This window comes from Mycobacterium sp. URHB0021 (genome assembly GCF_054057895.1).
Genome location: NZ_JBSRZT010000002.1, coordinates 468,397 through 486,919, shown reverse-complemented (window position 1 = coordinate 486,919; position 18,523 = coordinate 468,397). Strand labels below are relative to the sequence as shown.

Below are 18,523 nucleotides of genomic sequence, written 5' to 3'. Positions count from 1 at the left end.
GTTGATACTGGAAGGCGGCCGATACACCCACTCGCATGACTTCGGAGGAGAAACGCAGTGACCGACCGCGATGACGCATTGCGGAGAGAGCTCGGGTGGACGGGCCCACAGGATTCGGACTACGAACCGGCACCCGCCGAGCCGGAATCCACCGCTCGCCCCGCGCCTCCGGTGCCCTCAAGACCACCGATCGACTTCGTCGAGCCGGACCCCGACGACGCCCTCGGTCATGAGGCTTACCAGGCTCACGAGGACGCGCCGCCGCTCCCGCCTCCGCCGATGGCGCCTCCGATACCTCCCCCGCCACCTCCTGACGACGGCCCGCCGCCGGTCCAGGAGCCCGAGCGGCCAGGCGGCAGTTTCCGTCAGCCGCCGGCCCGCTACGGCCCCCCGCCCGGGTCGCCTCGCGACACGGGCCCGGTGCCGACCGCCAATCGCCCCGACGCCGGGACCTGGAATCCGCCTGCCAACTGGCCGCCCCCCCGCCCCCCACGGCCGCCGGCTCCGCCGAGCCAAGGTCAACAGCAGTACAGCGGCCCACCCACCCAGCAGTGGAGCCCCGGCTTCGGTCCGGACAAGCGCAGCGCCCCGGCCCCCACGCCCGCCGGCTCGTACGCCGATCGCATCCGGACCGACGACCTGGTGCCCGCCCGCAAAAACCCGCCCGGGCGCGGCTGGCGCCTCGCCGTCTACAAGGCCACGTTCGGACTCGTCAATCTCGGCCAGTCGCCCGACGAGCTTCGCCAACTCGAACTTGAGGCGAAGATCAGGGCCGGTCTGCGCGGGCACTACAAGGTCGGCGTGATGGGCAAGGGTGGCGTCGGCAAGACGACCGTCTCGGCCAGCATCGGATCGGTGTTCGCCGAGCTGCGCCAGGACGATCGCGTGGTGGCCATCGACGCCGACACCGCGTTCGGCAAGCTGGGCAGCCGCGTCGACCCGAAGGCCCAGGGCTCGTACTGGGAGCTTGCGCAGGATCCACATCTCGAGACGTTCGCGGATGTGCGCGGACGCGTCGGCAACAACTCCGCCGGGCTGTTCGTGCTTGCGGGCGAGGCGACTCCGGCCCGGCGCCGCGTGCTGGACCCGGCGATCTATCGGGAAGCCACCTCGCGACTGGACCGCTACTTCACGATCTCGATCATCGACTGCAGTTCCACCATGGACACCCCGGTCACCCAGGAGGTACTGCGCGACCTCGACGCTCTGGTGGTGGTCTCCTCGCCGTGGGTCGACGGGGCGGCCGCTGCCGGTCAGACGATGGATTGGCTGGCCGCCCGCGGCCTGACCAGTCTGTTGCAGCGGACCATCATTGTCCTCAACGACTCGGATGGCCACGCGGACAAGAGAACTCGATCGATTCTGGCGCAGCAGTTCGCCAGCCAGGGTCAGGTCGTCATCGAGGTGCCGTTCGACGGTCACCTGCGCCCCGGCGGTGTCATCGACGGCACGCGCGAAATGTCGCCCTCCGCACGGAGACGTTTCGTCGAGATCGCCGCGGCGCTCGCCGATTACTTCCCGACAAAAGACGACCGATCGCGGGAGCGTTTCTGACGCAGGGACACGCTCAATCGAGCTGAGCGACCAGCGCCTCGATCGAACGGACCGACTCGGCGGGCACGGGATCGTCGGCCTCCGCCGCCACAATGGTGTCCTCGGAAACCCCTGCGGCTTGCGCGGTTTCGCCAATCGTGAGGCTGGCGCCGCGACGTACGGCGTAGAGCCGTTGACCGAGGGTGGCACCCGGCGCCGCTGCCGCGCGCATCATGAGTTCGTCATAGCGGCTGCGCACAGTGCTCAGCGCCTTGATCAACGGCGGGGTCACCCGGCCGATTCGCGCAGCCCGCGCCGCGACGGCTTCGAGCTGCCGTAGATCGGCCAGGATCGCCGTCACCCGCGGGGTGAACTCCGGGTCGTCGGCGACCGGCAGGGCGTCGATCGCCAAACCGAATGTGTTCACTGCCGTCACCACGGCCTGGGCGATCAGCGGCACCTCTTCGCCGCCCGACGGCTCTCCGGGCACGTCCCCACGAGGGGCGACGGGCTCGCCCCGGCGCAGCCTAGCGATCGCGCCGGGCGGCCAGCGCAAGACCTCCTCGAGCTTTGCCCGTGTGCGCTCACGCGGCCAGCTTCGGCCTTTCTCGAACGCGATCAGCGCTCCGGCATTGATGATCCCGTCGGCGGCCAGGCTGCGCTGGCTGATGTCTAGTTCCCGCCGACGCGCGGCGGCCGCGGCCCCCGCGCGCACCATTCCGTGCTCCAGCGCGTCAGTCGCCTCATCGGCCGACTCGGCGTTGGTCATGTGCGGCGAATCCTCAGCAATGGTTGGCGGACCGGCGCCGCAAGAGTAACCAGCGCGGTGACATCGCTACGCCTCGGCACCGGGTTGCGATCAACAATCCATCTCAACGCTACACCTGTCGGTAACGATCGCCCGCATCCTCGCTACGTTTCCGGTGTGATATTTGTGCTCGCCATCCGCCGGACAAAGCTCGCGAATCCCCTGTTCACGTACTCGCGCCGGCGAGCGACGAAACTTCGCGAGAGCGCGGCCTACCTCGCACGCCCGGCTGTCCCATAGCGGTAACCGTTGCATCGCTACGGTTTTTCGGTTAGCTTTACGCCATCGCGGTGCAGAGACGCACAGCATGCAGAGGAGCGAGAGTGATGAACCCAGTGCCATTGGACGAGACGCCGGTCGGTGCGTGCACCCGGGACCCGGAACGATGGACGACACGGGCCGACAAAGAGGCCAAGATGATCTGTCGGGAATGCCCCCGGCGATGGATGTGCGCCAGGGACGCCTGCGAGCTACCGCGCGCCGAAGGATTGTGGGCGGGGATCGTCATCCCCGAAGGTGGCCGTGGGCGAACGTTTGCGCTGCGGCAGCTGCGATCGCTCGCCGAACGCAACGGATTCCCCATCAGAGGCCGCAGGCTCTACGCGTAATTGGCCTGATCGACTGCCCGCTCGCCGCTGCTTGGAGGGGTCGGCGGCGAGCGGGTGTCGCAGGGTCAGCGGTGTTTGGCTCGGCGCTTGGCCCACGCCATCCGAACGAGGTAGGCGGGCGTCGGGGGCAGCCAGCCGAGTTGCTTCGCCTGACCGAAATCGTCCTGACTTCCCCAAAGCTCGATGACCTTGCCACCCTCACAACGGAACTACTGGGACTGGGTGATGGCGAAAGCTCTTCCAGTCGCGGGGAATTGCAGCGTCACGGTACCTGTCGGCAGCAACTCGCTCATGCGCACGTCGCTCCAACTCAAGGGCGGTGACTCCGCCGTATGTCGATGTCTCTCGTGCTAACCAGCGGCTAGCGCTGGCGAGCGGTGATCCACCAGCGAAAATATGGGTAGTTGCAGGAGCATGGCTGAGGACGCCGCCTGTCCCCGCAGACGGTTCCTGGCATCCCGATCGTCACCGCCACGGTTCCGCCGCGGTGGAATATCGCGCCGGGGCACACAGTTAGATGATGCGACGGTGCCGTTCATGCCCCGGGCCCCAAACCAGAACCGTCGCTTCGTGCGACCACTCGCCGAGAGGCGTCATGGCGGCACCGTCCCCAACTTTGCCTCGCAGGGCGCTCACCAGGTATCGACGAACCGCATGGGTGAGCACTGCGGTGCGGCGGCCGTGGCGGCGGCCAGCGTGGCGGCGATGAGGCCGCGCGTGTCGGCCGGGTCGATCACGTCGTCGATCTCGAACAGCTGAGCGGCGTTGAGCGCCTTGGCATTCTCCTGCGCGGCGGCCGTCGCCTGACGGACACGCTCCTCGCGCTCACCGTCATCGGCGATCGCCGCCAGTTGTTTGCGCAGCCCGAGGCGCACCGCGCCCTCGAGACCCATCGGGCCCAGGTGCGCACCTGGCCAGGCCACCGTGAGCACCGGCTCGTGCAGGCTCCCGCCGACCATCGCCTGCGCCCCCAGGCCGTACCCGCGGCGCAGCACGACCGCCACCAGTGGGGCGCCCGCGCGGCCCCGGCGACCAGCATGCGCGACGCGCGGCGCACCAGACCCTCGGCCTCCGCCGCGGGGCCCACCATGTAGCCCGGACAGTCCACCTACGAGACCACCGGCAACCCGAACGCGTCGCAGAGTTGCAGGAACCGGGCGGCCTTGTCGGCTGCGGCGGCGGTGATCGCACCGGCGGTGAACCGCGTGTCGTTGGCGATCACGCCGACCGCCCTGCCCTCGATCCGCGACAGCGCTGTCACCATCTCGCGGGCGAAACGCGGGCGCAGCAACGTCACCGACCCGTCGTCGGCGAGCGTCTCGATGACCGGCGTGACGTCGTAGGCGCGCCGGGCGCTCGCGAACCATTGTGCGCAAGCGTGTTTGGTCGATGGCCTGGCCCGGCGCGATCGGTCCCTGGAAGTACGCGAGCAGCCTCTTGGTGGTGGCGACGGCCTGCGCCTCGTCGGCGACTACGACGTCCACCACGCCGTTGGGCGCCTGCACCGCGATGGGCCCGACATCGTCGGGATGAACGTCACCCAGCCCGCCACCGGCGATCATCGCCGGGCCGCCCATACCGATCGACGCATCCTCGGTGGCCACGATGAGGTCGGAGCACCCGGCGATGACGGCATTGCCGGGGAAGCAGCGGCCCTTGACGATCGCGATCCGCGGCACGAGCCCCGACAACGCCGCCCACAGCTTGAACGCGCGCGCGTCAAGGGCGGAGACCGCGGGATAGTCGGTGTCGCCCGGCCGCCCGCCGCCGCCCTCGGCGAAGAACACGGTCGGCAGGCACATCCGGTCGATCAGTTCGAAGAGCCGATCCTTCTTGCCGTGGCCGAGTGCGCCCTGGGTGCCGGCCAGCACGGTGTAGTCGTAGGACAGCACCACGCACGTACTGCGTTCGCGGCCGAACAGGTCACCGTTGATGCGCGCGTCCCGGCCACCAGTCCGTCGGCCGGTGTGCGCGCGATCAGATCGGCATGGTCACGCCGGAACCGCTTTGCGGCGATCGGGAAGCGCCCGTACTCGACGAACGTGCCCGGATCGATCAGATCGGCGATGTTCTCGCGCGCCGTGCGCCCGTGTGCGGCGTGCCGTCGTTCGACCGCGTCCCGACGTGCGGCGTCTTCGGTGAGCGCGCGCCTCCGGAGCAGTGCGGCGTGGTCGTCGCGGAGCGGCTCGTCGGGCATGGCGTCCGATGTTATCCACTCAGCCCGGCGTGCCACGCCCTTGCGGCGACGAGTTCGGGCACCAGGATCTCGGTGAGTAACCGGACGTCGTCGTCGGTGTCACCCGGATAGCGCAGTTCATAGCGCGCGCCGGGAACGGGCGCGCCGACCCCCACCACGATGGTGTCCCGTGCGCTCGTCCACTCGGCGAGCTGCGGCTCCCACGCCGAACCCGCGAAGACCAGCAGCCGGTATTCGGTGGTTTTGGTGAGGTAGACGTCGACATGACTCCAGTCGCCGGTCTCGCAGCCGACTGCAGGCAGGCGGGGCCCCTCCCGCAGCATCAGGGCGCCCTGTTGGGCTGAACAAAATCGGTGTGCGGGTGCGGCCAGATGGGTGCCGGACGGGCCCAGGAGAAGTTCGGAAACCTCAGGAAGCCAATCGGATTCGGTGCCGATCAGATGTTCGGTCGCGTCGGCGGCGGTGGCGACCGCCACAGCCAGCGACGAGGTGCCCGCGCCGGTCAGGTGCCGTTCGAGGGCGATCAGCATCACCAGTGTGTGCTGGTAGCTGCGGCAGGCCACCCCGCCCACCTCGAGCTGTGCGTCGAGGGTGACGACCGCGTCACAGCGTTGCGTAATGGCCGAATCCGCGGTGTTGGTGAGCGCCACCGTGCGCACGCCGGCAGGCATTCGCGTCAGGGCATCGAGGGTTTCCACCGAACCGCCGCCGGCCGAGGTCGCCACCACGAGCGTGCCCGGACCCCACGACGGCAACTGCCGTGACGAGGCCAGCTCCGACACGGCGACAACGCCCCGGGCCCGCATGCGGGCCGCGGCCGTGCCGGCGGCGTACGCCGAGGACCCCATGCCCAGCAACACGACGCGCTCAACGTCGGATGGCACTATCGCGCTTCACGGTCGTTTCGCCGCATCGAGCAGCGCAGGCAACGCCGCGTCGGGTACGTATGTCCACTCCGGGAGATGCCTTGCCGCGTAGATGATCTCGCGCACCACCTGCTGAAGTTAAAATGCCGCCAACGGGTCTGCGTCGTATAGCTCGCCGCAGCCGAGTGCGTCCATCCGCTCAGCGTAGGCGCCCACGAACGCGGCTTGGGCGCGAGCACTGGCTTCGGCAAGCGGTTCGGGATCGAGGTCGGTGTACTTCAGAGCGACGATCGCGGCATGCGCCAGTGACTGCGCCATGCCGGCCACGTCAACACCGCCGGGATCGGCCGCGCGCGTTGGGTCGCGGGCAGCACAGGATTGCCGTCGAAGTCGGTCACCACGAGGCGTCCGGCGCCGCGCAGCACCTGTCCCACGTGTAAGTCGCCGTGACCCGCGATGACGCGAGCACCGTCAAGGACGGCCAGCGTGCTCAGTATCGCCTCGATCTCCGGGCGACGCGCGGTGATGAGCTCGGCGCTCACCGAATCGCCGCAACTGCAGGCGGTTTCCAGCAACGTCGAACGCATCGTCACGCCATCGCACGGCGTCGTCGGCGGTGGCGAGCGTGGCGGTGCCCGACAGTCCGGCGTGCATGCCGGCCACCAATTCGCCGACGTCCGCGGTGGCCGCGTCCAGTGCGACGTAGGACCGCGACAGTGCCGCTTCGGTGATCAAGTCGACTGCCCAGGTCCATCCGTCGACCGCGTCGGCGATGAACTCGTCGACCCCGGCGACCAGGGTCTCGGGGCCGCCCGGCGGATGCCACGTGACGAGGCCCCACGGGGCCGGCATACCCAGGAAACCCGCGTCGCGAAGGACACCGATGCGCAGCGGTGCGGGGTGGGGTCCCTCCTGCAGGTGCGTCGCCCACTTGACCACCGCGACGTCGCCCACGATCACCGACTCATTGGTCTGGTCGACACCGACAGCTCGTTCGCCCCTGGCGGGTAGCGACGTCCACGATCGGATGGTGAAGTCTCCCAACGTTGTCGAGTCCTCGACCCGGCCCAAAAAGTCGAGCAGGGCCTCGGCGACCCCGTCGCCCGGGCGCGCCCTACGCCACCGGCCGCCATCAAGGACCATCGGCACCGCCGCCGCGCCGGCAGCTGACACGATCGTCAGTCGGGCGTCCTCGGCTATCTCGAGCACGCCTAGCGGCTCAGCCATCTCGCACCGCACCTCCCCGTGCCCGGACCAGTTCGGCGTGGTCGTCGTGGAGCCGTTCGTCGGTCACCGCGGCAGCTCATCCACAGGCGTTGCCGGGACCGCGTCGTTCTGTCGGCCGCCCGGCTTAGCCTGCAAACATGACGAACTGGATCAACACGGTCAGCCGTGACCACGTCGAACGCGGTGTACAGGGCCGCTTCACCCAGGCCAACCACGGCAAGCCCCACATGTTGCGCAGAATGGCCCGCGGCGACTGGATTGTCTTCTACTCACCGAAGACCATCTATCCCGACGGGGATCCCCTACAGGCGTTCACCGCGATCGGCCGGGTCGCCGACGACGAGCCGTATCAGGCCGAGGTGTCGCCCGACTCCCAGCCGTGGCGGCGCAACGTCGACTTTCTCGATTGCGTCGAGACGCCGATCCGGCCGCTGCTCGACGAGCTGGAATTCATCGAGGACAGATCGCGGTGGGGCTACAAGTTCCGCTTCGGGGTGTTCACGATCGACGACCATGACCTCGAGGTCATCCGCTCGGCGATGACCCACCCGCCTGGCGGTTGACTCCGTGGTGGCCCGACCCGAACGCCGGTCGGGCTATCCCCCATGAGGTGTTTGCTGCTGGCATCACCCTGGTTTGGGCACCAACCGCGATGACTCGAACCGCGATCAGCGCAAGGCTGCTACTCACGATGGGCCGCTGCCGGCCAGGGAATGAGGTTACGTCATGCGGACCGGATCGAAAGCCCTGATATCAGGTGTCGTGTTCGGGGCTCTCACCATTCCCCTCGGTGTGGCGCCTGCCGCCGCTGCCGACGAGTCACCGCTGCCTGGAATCACCACGGTGCAGCCGGCGGTCCGATACCAGCGGCCCGGAGATGTGGAGATAAACACTTCTCGCACAGTTCATTTCGCGCGCCTCTATCCCGACTTCGCGAGTAAGGGTGTCTATCACCACGGACATCACGCACACTGAGCGCACGGCAGCACAGCCCGAAAGGACGTACCGATCATGGACATCGCCAACACCGACACCGCGCTCGTGTTCATCGACCCGCAGAACGACGTGCTGAGCGACAGGGGAACCAGTTGGGACGCCGTTGGAGCCAGCGTGACCGAGAACCGCACCGTCGAACACATGGAGGCGCTGTTCGAGGCGGCCAAGTCTTCTGATTACCAGGTCTTCATTTCCCCCACTACTTCTATCCGACCGACAGCGGGTGGAGGGTCAACGGCCCGTTGGAAGCCGAGGAGTTCATGACACACACCTTTTCCCGATCCGGCGCCCTGACCTTGACGGGCTTCGACGGCTCGGGAGCCGACTGGCTCGATCGCTTCAAGCCCTACATCGAGGACGGCGAGACCGTCGTCGCCAGCCCGCACAAGGTGTGGGGCCCACAGACCAATGACCTGGTGCTTCAGCTGCGCAAGCGGGGAATCGCAAAGGTCATCCTCGGCGGCATGTTGGCGAACATCTGTGTTGAATCCCATCTGCGGGACCTGCTCGAGCACGGATTCGAAGTCGCCGTCGTGAAGGACGCCACCGCGGGCCCCCGTCATCCGCAATGGGGTGACGGCTACCAGGCCGCGATGATCAACTACCGCTTTCTCGCCCATGCCGTGCTGTCCACCGATGAAGTACTCGCAAGTATGCGCCCATAGCCATGGTGCGCAACGGTGCTGCACAGCCCAAGGGCGCTAATGTGAGTTCGTGAGCAACACCGACGCGGCCCCTGCCGAACTCGCCTGCACGGCTTTGCCATTCGCCGGCGTGCTGCATCCGCGTGAGGTGCCGTTGGGCGGTCCACGCGCCATCATGGTCCGGCGCACACTGCCACAGCGTCAACGATCGTTGATCGGGGCGTGGTGCTTCGCCGACCACTACGGCCCGCAGGATGTGCGCAGCGGGCCCGGGATGGACGTGCCGCCACATCCCCACACCGGATTGCAGACTGTCAGTTGGCTGTTCAGCGGCGAGGTGGAGCACCGTGACAGTGCCGGCGTGCACGCGATGGTGCGCCCCGGTGAGCTCAACCTGATGACGGCTGGGGCCGGGATCTGCCACTCAGAGGTGTCCACCCCGGCGACCAGCGTTCTGCACGGAGTGCAGTTGTGGGTCGCGTTGCCCGAGGCCGACCGCGATACCGGCCGCGATTTCGCGCATTATGTGCCCGAACCTCGCTCGCTCGACCGCGCCACGCTGCGGGTCTTTCTCGGCGAACTCGCCGGTGACCGGTCGCCGGTTCACACATTCACCCCGCTGCTCGGCGCACAGATCGACCTCAGCCCGCGCGCCGACCTGGTCCTCGACGTCGACCCCGTGTTCGAGCACGGAGTCTTGCTCGATCAGGGCAGCGTGGAGGCCGCAGGCTCCGTGCTGGACGTCGCGGACCTGGCGTTTCAGGCGGCGGGCTCAGATCGGCTTGCGATCATCAACCGCGAGGATCGCCCAGCCCGGGTGGTGTTGCTCGGCGGGCCGCCGTTTCCCGAAGAGCTGGTGATGTGGTGGAACTTTGTCGGGCGCAGCCACGCCGACATCGTGGCCTACCGGCAATCGTGGGAAGACAAGAGCGAGCGCTTTGGGTCGGTCGACGGATACCGCGGCACGGTGTCGCGGTTGCCCGCTCCCCCGCTGCCGAACGCGACCCTGCGGCCGCGGCCCAACCCCGCGAACTAGGCTAGGCCGCGGGCTCGGCGAAGGTGAACGCCGTGCCCACGGCGTTGGGAATGAACGCGTCGGGCAGCGCGGCCGCGAACCGGTGCTGAGCCTTCCAGCCGGTGCAGTGGGCGGGCACGAGGACGTCGGGCGCCATCTCGCTGAACGCGGTCACCGTCGGTCCGATGATGGGCTCGAACACCGCGCCGGTGAGGTGGAAACCGCCGATCATGGCGTGTAGCCGGTCCACGCCCGTCAACCGCATGGCGTGCCGCGCGATGTTCACCGCGCCGGCGTGGCCGCAACCCGTGAGCACGACCAGTCCCCGGCCCCGGACGTGGACCACCAGCGCCTGCTCGTCCATGATCAGCGGGTCGGGCTCCCACTTGCCGCCGCGCCACGCCTCGTGGTTGGGCATCCCTCGCTCGAACTCCGTGGTGCGGTCGACCTCGCCGGTGATCAGCACCGAGCCGTCCAGCAGCAGCGACGGCTGGCGCCGCTCCATCACCTCGAAACCCTCGGCTTCGATCGCCGCGCGGCTGAGCGTCGGCAGCTCCATGGCCGGTGCGCTGGCCAGGGCGAAGCGGCGGCGGCTGAAGACAAGCGGGTGCACCGCCAGCGGCAGCCCGCTGCGGCCCCGCAGCCGCATCAGTCCCGGGAAGCCGCCGTCGTGGTCGGGATGGCCGTGGCTGAGCACGACGGCCTCGATCGCCGAGGCGTCCAGACCGATGCGCTCGAAGTTCGTCGCCATCCCGTCGGGTGAGATACCGGTGTCGAACAGCACGGTGTGCGTGCGGCTCCCGCGACGGGTGGTCACCAGGGCAGAAAAGCCGTGCTCGGCGATCAGGCCCGGCGAGGTGCGGCCCTCCTCGAACTGGTCGGCCGCGACCGGAGGCACCCGGCCCATCCCGGACCGCCGGGCCGGACCCATGTCGCCCATCAGCGCGTCGTAACTGTTGTCCACCAGCGTGGTGATGGTGATCTCGTCGACCGGCTCGAGAGTGATCGGATCTACCGCGGTGCCGGCCGCCTCACGCGGCGTGGATGCGACCGCTTCTACGGCCGTGCCGCCGTCTTCACACATGACTGCATTTTGCTCTCGCGACGGGCCGGCCGTTCGGTGATGAGGCCATTCCCACACACCGGTGGGACGACGGTACCGTCTCGATCAGACCCGGCGTTATAAGGAGAACTGTGACCACTGACAAGACCGGCGCACCCACGACCGTGACTCAGGAATCCGACCGCTTTACCATCTCCGTCGACGGCCAGACGGTGGGTTTCACCGAATACGTGGACCGCGACAGACAACGGACGTTTCCGCATACCGAGGTGGACAGCGACTTCGGCGGCCGCGGCCTGGCAACGATTCTGGTGGAGGAAGCACTGCAGTCGACGCGCGACGCCGGCCTCCGGATCGTGCCGGTATGTCCGATGGTCGCCGCATTCGTGGAGAAGCACCACGAGTATGACGACGTCGTCGACTCCGCATCGTAGGCGCTTGACGCATCTACCCGAGCATGTTGGGGCTCTTGGATTCTCACACGACAGAGCCGCCCCGCCGCAGTGCTGCGCCGCCGGCTGCCAGAAGGGCCGTACCTGGGTCTGGCGGCGCTGACCCACCACAGCCACGAGGGCGTCGACGAACGCGGGCCGATCGGCAGCGGGATGGCCACCGCCTTGTCCAACCCCGGCTTCAGCCCGCGCACCCCTAACGCGGCTTGAGGATGAAGACCGGAATCTCCCGGTCGGTCCAGCTCTGGTAGGTGTCGAAATCGGCGTACGTCTCGACCAGCTTGGGCCACAGCCGCGCCCGTTCCTCGGGGCTCGCCAGAACGGCTCGTACCGGTCGCCTTTCACGGCCGATCTCGATGTACACATCCGGGGTGGCGACCAGATTGTGGTACCACTGCGGATTCTGCGCTCGACCGCCCATGGACGCCACGATGATCACGTCGTCTCCGTCGGTCATGAACACCAGCGGTGAGACGAACGTCTTACCGGACTTGCGGCCGGTGTGTTCGAGCAGCAGTGTCGGCACCGGTTTCTTGAAGCCCGCGCCGACCCGCCAGTTGCCGCCGATCCTGCCACCGGATTTGCGGTAGACCCACGCGACCGCCTTGCCCGAGAATTTCATCGCCGTGGCGACGAACGGCGAATCCAGCTGCCTGGGCTTGTTATTCGGATCCATCGGCTCCCCCTAGGTATTGCGCGGTGCTGCCACCGACCGGCACCGACGGCATGCCGAGCTTGCGGTGGTCCCAGCTGCGCATCCGGGTCGGCACGATCCGCACGCAGATCCGGTTGTTCATCATCTGATCGACGAACGGGCGCATCTCGTCGGTGTACGGGCCGGTGTAGCGCGCCCAGACGCTGATGCCCACCCGCAGAGTCGTTTCCGGGTCGTCGACGATCTCGGCGCGCCCGTCGATCGACACCCCGCGAAGGGTGTCGTAGCTCTGGCCGTCCTCGATCATCACCGTCACCGTCGGGTCGCGGCGCAGGTTGACCGCCTTCTGCGACTTGGCCTTGGTCTCGAACCAGATCTCGCCGTTGACCACGGCGTACCACATCGCGACCAGGTGCGGCCGCCCGTCCGGCATCACCGTCGCCATGGCGGCGGTCCGGCTTCGCTCGATGAACTCGGCGATCTCGCCGTCCGACATCACGATCTTCCCGCGTTCGTTCTTGCCCACGCCGAGATACTTTCAGGTCTCGATCGAGGTGACCGTCGCCGGGATGCCGTTCAGCGCCCCGTTGCCGAAAGGTTCGTCGAGGAAGCCGGGCGGCGAGAGGATGTTCGTGTTCACCCCGGGACTCGTTTGCCACCGCCATCCTGGTGCCGGGCCTGCCGTGACCCCAGCCGTGCGGCATCGACACCACGCCGGGCATGATCGCCTCCGTCACCTCGGCCGGCACCTCGATGTGTCCGCCCGACGACTCACCGTCACCCGGTCGCCCGTCGTGATGCCCCGCTTGTCGGCGTCGTCGCAGTGCATCAGCAGGGTGCAGCGCTCCTTGCCCTTCATCAGCGGCGGGACAGTGTGCAGCCACGAGTTGTTGGACCGCAGATGGCGACGGCCGACCAGGACCAGCTCATCGGCTGCGCGATCGAGACGCCTGGCCAGCCGGGGCAGGTCGTCGAGCAGGTACTGCGGCGCCAGCCGGATCTTGCGGTCCGCGGTGCCCAACACCTCAGGCACCCGCGTCACCATCTGCCCGAAATTGACGCCGTTCGGCTGGGCCTTCAGCTTGTCCAGCGTGAGGCCGTCGGGGTTCTCGCCGTACCGGTCGCCGAAGGGCCCGGTACGCAGTGTCAGATCCAGGATCCGTTCCGGCCCGCCACGCTCGTAGTGCGTGCGGACCTCGGCGCCGTCGAGCCCCTGGGTGAACGCCATGTAGTCGAAGAAGCCGTCGTCGATCGCCGCGACATCGACGTCCCCGGCGGGCATGCCCGCACACAGGCCGGCCAGCCGAATCAGGATCTCCCACTCCTCCGGAGCCTCGGGATCGGGCCTGGCGAACACGGGAGCCGAATAGTTCGCGATGCTGTTGACGGCGAAGTTGAGGATGAGGTCGTCGTGGTGCGGCTGCTCCAGCGGCGCGGAGCCCGGCAAGATGACGTCGGAATGACGGGTCGTCTCGTTGAGCCACAGTCGACCCAGATCATCGCGTCCAGTGTGGGCAACGCCTCGTCGAGCTTGTGGCCGACGTGTGTCGACAGCACGGGGTTTCCCGTGACGGTGATCAGCGCCTTGATCTGGCCCTCCCCCGGCGTCGAGATCTCCTCGGCCAGACACGACACGGGTACCTGACCGAGGACTTCCTTGGCGCCGCGGACCCTGGTGCGGTACCGGCCGAACTCGGGTGCACCATCCTCCAGTCCCGGGATCGGCTGCACGGTGACCGACCACGCCGTCGGCAGCGGGAACATGCTGCCGCCCGGGACGTCGAAGTGGCCGGTGAGGATGTTGACCACGTCGACGAGCCAGCTGGCCAGGCTGCCGAATTCCTGATTACAGGTGCCGATGCGGCCGTACACCACTGCGCGTTCCGTGCCGGCAAGCTCGCGCGCCAACGTGCGGATCCGGTCGGCGTCGATTCCGGTGACGCGCGCGACCCGCTCCGGGGCCCACTCGGCGGCCACCTCGCGCATGGGGTCCAACCCGTCGAGGTGCTGCCAGCGAGCCCTGCGATGCGGCCGGATTCGCGCCCATCACGACCAGCAGGTCGGTGCGCTCGATGTCGGGCACCGGGAACGACCACCATCCGCACTCAGATGCGACGACAGGTTCTTCGGCCACTGATCGACCGTGCCGGGGGAGTAGCTGATCGGAATTCCCGACATCCCCAGCAGCACACCGGTGTAGCGGCCGAGCGAAAATGAGTGCGCGAGCGGGTTTCCCGTGTAGCAAGTCACCGCGCCGATGCCGTGCTCGTCGATGATCGGCGCCAGCAGTTCGGTGCACCGCTGGAACGCCCTGTTCCAGCTGACCTCCTGCCATTGGCCGTCGACCTTCATCATCGGCCCGCGGATGCGGTCGGGGTCTTCGTGCAGCGCCCCCAGCGTGGCGCCCTTCGGGCAGATGTGGCCGCGACTCCAGGTGTCGTCGCGATTGCCCCAGATGCTCGCGGCCCGGCCGTCCTCGACGTGAACCTCCAGTCCGCGCATCGCCTCCACAGCGGACAGGTACAGAGGTGGCGCCCGTCCTCGCCGATGCCGGCCAGGGTCTTGGTGTTGTCGGCGGTCATCGACTTCCTCCCTGGTCCACGGTTTGTTGTGACACACTGTAACGACAAAGTCGCAGAGGAGGTCGCTAATTGTGAACGCAGCCGGGACTGCGACGCGGCACCGGCGGCAGGGCTCGCGGCGGGATCCCGAGATCGACACCGCGGTGCTGTCGGCCGCGCGACGGCTACTGGTCGAGCGCGGGTACTCGGCGACGTCCATCGACTTGATCGCCACCACGGCCGGCGTCAGCCGACCCGCCGTCTATCGCCGCTGGAGTTCCAAGGCGCAACTCGTGCACGAGGCGCTATTCCCCGACCTCGGCCCGGGATCGCCGGCGAACAACTTTGCCGACGAGATCGTCCGGTTGTGCCGGGGGGCACTGCGGATGTACGGCGATGCCGCCGTGCGCGAGGCAATCCCCGGTCTACTCAACGACTTACGCTCGGATCGCGAAATGCGGCGGCTGCTCAGCGACCGACTGGAGGCCGCCGCGCGTAGTGAGCTCGCCGAGCGGGTGGACGAGGCGGTCGAGGACGGCACCGCCCGTCCGGGTGTCGGCCCCGACACCATCATGGACGTCATCGCCGGCGGCGCCTGGTACGCCGTATGTGTACGTCGCATCAAGGACGTCGACGCCGCCGCGACCGAACTCAGCGAGCTGGTGCTTCGCGGCATCCTGCGGTCCTGACGCGTCAGCCGCCCATCAACATGGCGTACTGCGCGGCGGTCTGCTGCTGGGCCTCCAGCAAGTTCGCCCCGCTGATCTCGATGGCGTAGCGGTCCGCGGCGGCCAGACAGTAGAACGACTTGTCCTCCAGCTGAAGGCACCTGCTGCCGTCCAGATGGTTCACGCCCTTGGCCGGCTGCGACGTCGGCGACAGTTCGGCGAAGAAGCCGGCGACGATCTTGCCCGCGCTCTGGCTGTCCTTCGTCTGGTAGACGTTCGCCTTCGCCATGGCGACCAGATCCATCCCGGTGTCGGCGAACAGCTTCGCGGACCGCGTCGGGTCGCTCTGGTAGTGCAGCGCACCACGGCGCTCATAGGTGGTGTCCTGGACGGTCGCCGCGTCCTTCGGGTCCACCGGCAGCGTGCGGGCCAGCAGGCCGGTCGGGTCGAGCGAGATGTCGGCGAACTCCGACGGATCGGTCGCACGGAACTGGTCGATAGCAGGCCCCTGCAGGTCAATGGTTTTCGCGGCCAGTGCAGCCGCCGCGTCGCGTCCGTCGGCCGACTGTGCCAGCTGCATCAACACGTACGGACCGTGCTGGGTGAAGGAGCGCACCGCGGTCAGATCCGGGCCGCCCGTACGTGAGGTGATCGGGTAGCTCGCGGCCGTCGCATCCGGATGGCCGGGAATCGGCACCTTCTGACCGCCCGGGCCGACGGCCTGCATCGAGGCGTTGCCCATATCGGCCGTGGCCGCCGCCGCCGATGCCTCGTCGGGAAAGCGCAACACGGCGTTCAGCAACGCCGTCTTGCCCTCCGCGGTTCGCGCCGACGCGAAGCCGTTGATCAGTTGGTGCCGGCCCGCTGCGCCGGCCACCCCTTCCGGTCCGAGAAGCGTCAGGGCGGCGGCGTTCTGTACCACCACCGCACCCGGTCCGAAGACGGTGGTCATCGCGGGGTCGACCTCCCACGGGCCGACGACGTTGTTCGCCATCCGCTGCGCCTCGATCAGCACCGCCCGCGCCGGATCGCCGACCACCCCGAGCGGCGGGCTGGGCTTGGTCGGGTAGGGCCCGACGTCGAGCTGGCTGAGATCGATCGTCGCCGTCGGCGCGGCCGCTTCGCTCTTGACCGCGGTGCCCTCGGTCCGGCCGGAGCACCCCCCGGCGAGCAATGCGATGACCGCAAAGACCGCCGAAGCCGCGGTGAAATTCCAGACTCTTCCAAAGGGCATCCGCGTGCCCCCGACACCGTGCCGCATTCACCAGAAGCTACCGTGCGCGGCGCTGAATTCCGGGCGCGACTGCCCGTGGCGGTCCCAGCAATTCCGGGCGACTACTACACACCGCAGACGCGGCGGGTCATCCATGACTCAGAGACTCCGCGCATCGTGATTGTGGGCGAAGGGGGACTTGAACCCCCACGTCCCGAAGGACACTGGCACCTGAAGCCAGCGCGTCTGCCATTCCGCCACTCGCCCCAACAACCGGGGGAGCCTATCACGCGCGGCGCCCCGTTCCCCAACCGTACCCACGGCGCCGGAAGGCCCGCGGAAGCGCCTCTCTGCATATCGCGTTCGCGCGCCTGACCTGCCCCGATCGGATTCTCAGAATTCTGTTGGTCCCGCACCGCTGTGCAGGGCCGATAGCATGCAGTAAGGATTGTCGCGAGGCGACACGCTGGCGCGCGGGCGCATGAGCAGGAACGACGCAGAACGGCGAGGGAGGCGAACGGTTACATGGGTCTAGTCGATCGATTCGAGCGCAAGCTCGAGTCGACCGTCGGCGACGCATTCGCCCGCGTTTTCGGCGGATCAATTGTGCCGCAAGAGGTAGAAGCCCTGCTCCGCCGTGAAGCCGACGGCGGTGCACGCGAAGTGCACGGCGGGCGCATTTTGGCACCCAACGACTACGTCATTACCCTCAGTGTGCCTGACTACCAAAAGGTGAGCGCCGACCCGGACCTCACATCAGCTACTTTCGCCAAGCACTTGGAGGGATACATCCATGAGCAGGGATGGCAAACGTATGGTGATGTGGTCGTCAGCTTCGAGCAGTCACCGAACCTGCACACCGGACAGTTCCGCGCGCATGGAGCGGTCAATCCGGACTCAACCACTGGCGAAGCCGCCCCACCGCAACGAGACCGTGCGTTCACCGCAGAATCAGGAGTACGACCGATGACCGACAACCCGAATTACCGCGGCGGCCAGGGGCAGGGGCGGCCCGGCGACGAGTACTACGACGAGCGGTCCGGCCGCCAGCAGGACGACGGCCGCCAGGAACCGCGCGCTCAGTATCCCCCGCAGGAGCAGGGCGGCTACCCGCCGCAGGGCGAGCCGGCGTATCCGCCGCGCCAGGGCTACCCGGACCAGGGCGGTTTCCCCGACCGGGGCGGCTACCCGGAGCCCGGTGGCTACCCCGACCAGGGCGGCTACCCGCCTGCGGGCTACGAACAGCGCCCGCCCGCCGGGTACGGCCCGCCGCAGGGTGGGGGCTACCCGGACCAGGGTTACCGGCAGGGCGGATACCCTCCGCCGCAGGCCGGACAGCCCGGCTACAACGCGCCGGCCGGCGACTACGACTACGGCCGTCAGCCCGGCCAGGGCCGCGGCGGCGAGCAGCGGCCGGGGTATCCGGATCAGGGCGGCTACCCCGACCAGGGCGGCTACCCCGACCAGGGTGGCTACCCCGACCAGGGCCCCTACGGCGGACAGGCATACGGGCGCCAGGACCAGGGCTACGCACAGCCCGACTACGGCCGCTACGGGGAAGCCCCGGCGGGCGGCAACTACGGCGAGCCCGGATACGCCGAACCCGCCGGGAGCGGGTACGACTACGGTCAGCCTGCCGGTCAGCAGCCCGGCTACGCGGGCGGCTACGGCCAGGGCGACTACCCGGCCGGCGGCGCAGCGGCCGTCACACTCCAGCTCGACGACGGAAGCGGCCGGACGTACCAGTTGCGTGAGGGCGCCAATGTGATCGGCCGCGGCCAGGACGCCCAGTTCCGCCTGCCGGACACCGGCGTGTCGCGCCGGCACCTGGAGATCCGCTGGGACGGTCAGGTCGCCTTGTTGTCCGATCTCAACTCCACCAACGGCACCACGGTGAACAACGCGCCGGTGCAGGAGTGGCAGCTGGCCGACGGCGACGTGATCAGGCTCGGCCATTCCGAGATAATCGTCCGGGTTCACTGAGGCGCCAGCCGCTCGAAGTGAGGGGGAAGGTGTT

19 protein-coding genes, 1 tRNA gene and 2 pseudogenes are annotated in these 18,523 nt (G+C 68.3%); 11 read left to right on the top strand and 11 right to left on the bottom strand.

From position 1 onward, the window contains the following. Window positions 1-57: 57 nt before the first annotated feature. Complete coding sequence (locus ACVWWN_RS04465) at window positions 58-1,554, top strand: MinD/ParA family ATP-binding protein (protein WP_457142812.1); 1,497 nt, start codon at window positions 58-60, stop codon at window positions 1,552-1,554. Window positions 1,555-1,567: 13 nt separating this feature from the next. On the opposite strand, the gene ACVWWN_RS04460 is transcribed toward ACVWWN_RS04465, so the two are convergent. After that, entirely contained in the window at window positions 1,568-2,302 is a 735-nt protein-coding gene (locus ACVWWN_RS04460; protein WP_457142811.1) for a transcriptional regulator, read from the bottom strand. A gap of 365 nt (window positions 2,303-2,667) precedes the next feature. Between ACVWWN_RS04460 and ACVWWN_RS04455 the strand changes: the two genes are divergently transcribed. After that, a complete protein-coding gene (locus tag ACVWWN_RS04455; protein WP_457142810.1) occupies window positions 2,668-2,949 on the top strand; it encodes a WhiB family transcriptional regulator in 282 nt (93 codons plus the stop codon). A 632-nt stretch (window positions 2,950-3,581) separates the two neighbouring features. Here ACVWWN_RS04455 and ACVWWN_RS04450 read toward each other — a convergent pair. The 4 genes and pseudogenes from ACVWWN_RS04450 to ACVWWN_RS04435 form a co-directional block, all read right to left on the bottom strand. Next, window positions 3,582-5,146 (bottom strand): annotated as a pseudogene (locus ACVWWN_RS04450) (acyl-CoA carboxylase subunit beta). Window positions 5,147-5,157: 11 nt separating this feature from the next. Next, entirely contained in the window at window positions 5,158-6,030 is an 873-nt protein-coding gene (locus tag ACVWWN_RS04445) for an SIS domain-containing protein (RefSeq protein WP_457142809.1), read from the bottom strand. A gap of 120 nt (window positions 6,031-6,150) precedes the next feature. Then, on the bottom strand, window positions 6,151-6,330 hold the full coding sequence (locus tag ACVWWN_RS04440) for a hypothetical protein (RefSeq protein ID WP_457142808.1): 180 nt from the start codon (window positions 6,328-6,330) through the stop codon (window positions 6,151-6,153). A gap of 153 nt (window positions 6,331-6,483) precedes the next feature. Beyond that, entirely contained in the window at window positions 6,484-7,239 is a 756-nt protein-coding gene (locus tag ACVWWN_RS04435; protein ID WP_457142807.1) for a hypothetical protein, read from the bottom strand. A 137-nt stretch (window positions 7,240-7,376) separates the two neighbouring features. Between ACVWWN_RS04435 and ACVWWN_RS04430 the strand changes: the two genes are divergently transcribed. The 5 genes from ACVWWN_RS04430 to ACVWWN_RS04410 all read left to right on the top strand — a co-directional run bounded on the left by ACVWWN_RS04430 (window position 7,377) and on the right by ACVWWN_RS04410 (window position 9,915). Continuing rightward, window positions 7,377-7,802, top strand: a complete 426-nt coding sequence (locus ACVWWN_RS04430; RefSeq protein ID WP_457142806.1) for an EVE domain-containing protein — start codon at window positions 7,377-7,379, stop codon at window positions 7,800-7,802. Window positions 7,803-7,965: 163 nt separating this feature from the next. Beyond that, window positions 7,966-8,214 carry a hypothetical protein gene (locus tag ACVWWN_RS04425; RefSeq protein WP_457142805.1) on the top strand — a complete coding sequence of 83 codons (249 nt, stop codon included), beginning with the start codon at window positions 7,966-7,968 and terminating at the stop codon, window positions 8,212-8,214. Between the two features lie 36 nt (window positions 8,215-8,250). Then, window positions 8,251-8,499 (top strand): hypothetical protein, encoded by a 249-nt coding sequence (locus ACVWWN_RS04420; protein ID WP_457142804.1) that lies wholly within the window; start codon window positions 8,251-8,253, stop codon window positions 8,497-8,499. Continuing rightward, window positions 8,496-8,900 carry an isochorismatase family protein gene (locus ACVWWN_RS04415; protein WP_457142803.1) on the top strand — a complete coding sequence of 135 codons (405 nt, stop codon included), beginning with the start codon at window positions 8,496-8,498 and terminating at the stop codon, window positions 8,898-8,900. The genes ACVWWN_RS04420 and ACVWWN_RS04415 overlap by 4 nt, the downstream gene beginning before the upstream one ends. A gap of 49 nt (window positions 8,901-8,949) precedes the next feature. Further along, window positions 8,950-9,915: a pirin family protein gene (locus tag ACVWWN_RS04410; protein WP_457142802.1), complete on the top strand. Its 966-nt coding sequence runs from the start codon at window positions 8,950-8,952 to the stop codon at window positions 9,913-9,915. Between the two features lies 1 nt (window position 9,916). On the opposite strand, the gene ACVWWN_RS04405 is transcribed toward ACVWWN_RS04410, so the two are convergent. Next, window positions 9,917-10,978 (bottom strand): MBL fold metallo-hydrolase, encoded by a 1,062-nt coding sequence (locus ACVWWN_RS04405; RefSeq protein WP_457142801.1) that lies wholly within the window; start codon window positions 10,976-10,978, stop codon window positions 9,917-9,919. Between the two features lie 110 nt (window positions 10,979-11,088). Here ACVWWN_RS04405 and ACVWWN_RS04400 point away from each other — a divergent pair, with 110 nt between their 5' ends. Together ACVWWN_RS04400 and ACVWWN_RS04395 are read left to right on the top strand one after the other, a co-directional pair. Continuing rightward, complete coding sequence (locus ACVWWN_RS04400) at window positions 11,089-11,391, top strand: GNAT family N-acetyltransferase (protein ID WP_457142800.1); 303 nt, start codon at window positions 11,089-11,091, stop codon at window positions 11,389-11,391. A 69-nt stretch (window positions 11,392-11,460) separates the two neighbouring features. Continuing rightward, the gene (locus ACVWWN_RS04395; RefSeq protein WP_457142799.1) at window positions 11,461-11,619 is read left to right on the top strand and encodes a hypothetical protein; all 159 of its coding nucleotides are present in this window, start codon (window positions 11,461-11,463) and stop codon (window positions 11,617-11,619) included. Here the strand turns inward: ACVWWN_RS04395 and ACVWWN_RS04390 are convergent. The 3 genes and pseudogenes from ACVWWN_RS04390 to ACVWWN_RS04380 form a co-directional block, all read right to left on the bottom strand. After that, window positions 11,606-12,085 carry a nitroreductase family deazaflavin-dependent oxidoreductase gene (locus ACVWWN_RS04390; RefSeq protein WP_457142798.1) on the bottom strand — a complete coding sequence of 160 codons (480 nt, stop codon included), beginning with the start codon at window positions 12,083-12,085 and terminating at the stop codon, window positions 11,606-11,608. The genes ACVWWN_RS04395 and ACVWWN_RS04390 overlap by 14 nt on opposite strands. Beyond that, entirely contained in the window at window positions 12,072-12,590 is a 519-nt protein-coding gene (locus ACVWWN_RS04385) for a pyridoxamine 5'-phosphate oxidase family protein (protein ID WP_457142797.1), read from the bottom strand. The genes ACVWWN_RS04390 and ACVWWN_RS04385 overlap by 14 nt, the downstream gene beginning before the upstream one ends. 12 nt (window positions 12,591-12,602) lie before the next feature. Further along, a pseudogene (locus ACVWWN_RS04380) lies at window positions 12,603-14,646 on the bottom strand (molybdopterin dinucleotide binding domain-containing protein). 71 nt (window positions 14,647-14,717) lie between these two features. On the opposite strand from ACVWWN_RS04380, the gene ACVWWN_RS04375 reads away from it, so the two are divergent. Then, window positions 14,718-15,314, top strand: coding sequence for a TetR/AcrR family transcriptional regulator (locus tag ACVWWN_RS04375; RefSeq protein ID WP_457142796.1), 597 nt, complete (start codon window positions 14,718-14,720; stop codon window positions 15,312-15,314). Between the two features lie 4 nt (window positions 15,315-15,318). Here the strand turns inward: ACVWWN_RS04375 and ACVWWN_RS04370 are convergent, their stop codons facing one another. Together ACVWWN_RS04370 and ACVWWN_RS04365 are read right to left on the bottom strand one after the other, a co-directional pair. Next, entirely contained in the window at window positions 15,319-16,527 is a 1,209-nt protein-coding gene (locus ACVWWN_RS04370; RefSeq protein WP_457142795.1) for a DUF7373 family lipoprotein, read from the bottom strand. 163 nt (window positions 16,528-16,690) lie between these two features. Further along, window positions 16,691-16,773 (bottom strand) — tRNA-Leu (locus ACVWWN_RS04365). 258 nt (window positions 16,774-17,031) lie between these two features. Between ACVWWN_RS04365 and ACVWWN_RS04360 the strand changes: the two genes are divergently transcribed. Further along, on the top strand, window positions 17,032-18,489 hold the full coding sequence (locus ACVWWN_RS04360) for an FhaA domain-containing protein (protein ID WP_457142794.1): 1,458 nt from the start codon (window positions 17,032-17,034) through the stop codon (window positions 18,487-18,489). The last annotated feature ends 34 nt before the right edge of the window (window positions 18,490-18,523 follow it).

What these genes read in the sequence shown, in the direction of transcription:
- ACVWWN_RS04430 (WP_457142806.1), top strand. Translation starts at nt 7,377, where the DNA reads ATGACGAACTGGATCAACACGGTCAGCCGTGACCACGTCGAACGCGGT.
- ACVWWN_RS04390 (WP_457142798.1), bottom strand. Translation starts at nt 12,085, where the DNA reads ATGGATCCGAATAACAAGCCCAGGCAGCTGGATTCGCCGTTCGTCGCC.
- ACVWWN_RS04405 (WP_457142801.1), bottom strand. Translation starts at nt 10,978, where the DNA reads ATGTGTGAAGACGGCGGCACGGCCGTAGAAGCGGTCGCATCCACGCCG.
- ACVWWN_RS04420 (WP_457142804.1), top strand. Translation starts at nt 8,251, where the DNA reads ATGGACATCGCCAACACCGACACCGCGCTCGTGTTCATCGACCCGCAG.
- ACVWWN_RS04435 (WP_457142807.1), bottom strand. Translation starts at nt 7,239, where the DNA reads ATGGCTGAGCCGCTAGGCGTGCTCGAGATAGCCGAGGACGCCCGACTG.
- ACVWWN_RS04370 (WP_457142795.1), bottom strand. Translation starts at nt 16,527, where the DNA reads ATGCCCTTTGGAAGAGTCTGGAATTTCACCGCGGCTTCGGCGGTCTTT.
- ACVWWN_RS04440 (WP_457142808.1), bottom strand. Translation starts at nt 6,330, where the DNA reads ATGGCGCAGTCACTGGCGCATGCCGCGATCGTCGCTCTGAAGTACACC.
- ACVWWN_RS04425 (WP_457142805.1), top strand. Translation starts at nt 7,966, where the DNA reads ATGCGGACCGGATCGAAAGCCCTGATATCAGGTGTCGTGTTCGGGGCT.
- ACVWWN_RS04455 (WP_457142810.1), top strand. Translation starts at nt 2,668, where the DNA reads ATGAACCCAGTGCCATTGGACGAGACGCCGGTCGGTGCGTGCACCCGG.
- ACVWWN_RS04415 (WP_457142803.1), top strand. Translation starts at nt 8,496, where the DNA reads ATGACACACACCTTTTCCCGATCCGGCGCCCTGACCTTGACGGGCTTC.
- ACVWWN_RS04460 (WP_457142811.1), bottom strand. Translation starts at nt 2,302, where the DNA reads ATGACCAACGCCGAGTCGGCCGATGAGGCGACTGACGCGCTGGAGCAC.
- ACVWWN_RS04360 (WP_457142794.1), top strand. Translation starts at nt 17,032, where the DNA reads ATGGGTCTAGTCGATCGATTCGAGCGCAAGCTCGAGTCGACCGTCGGC.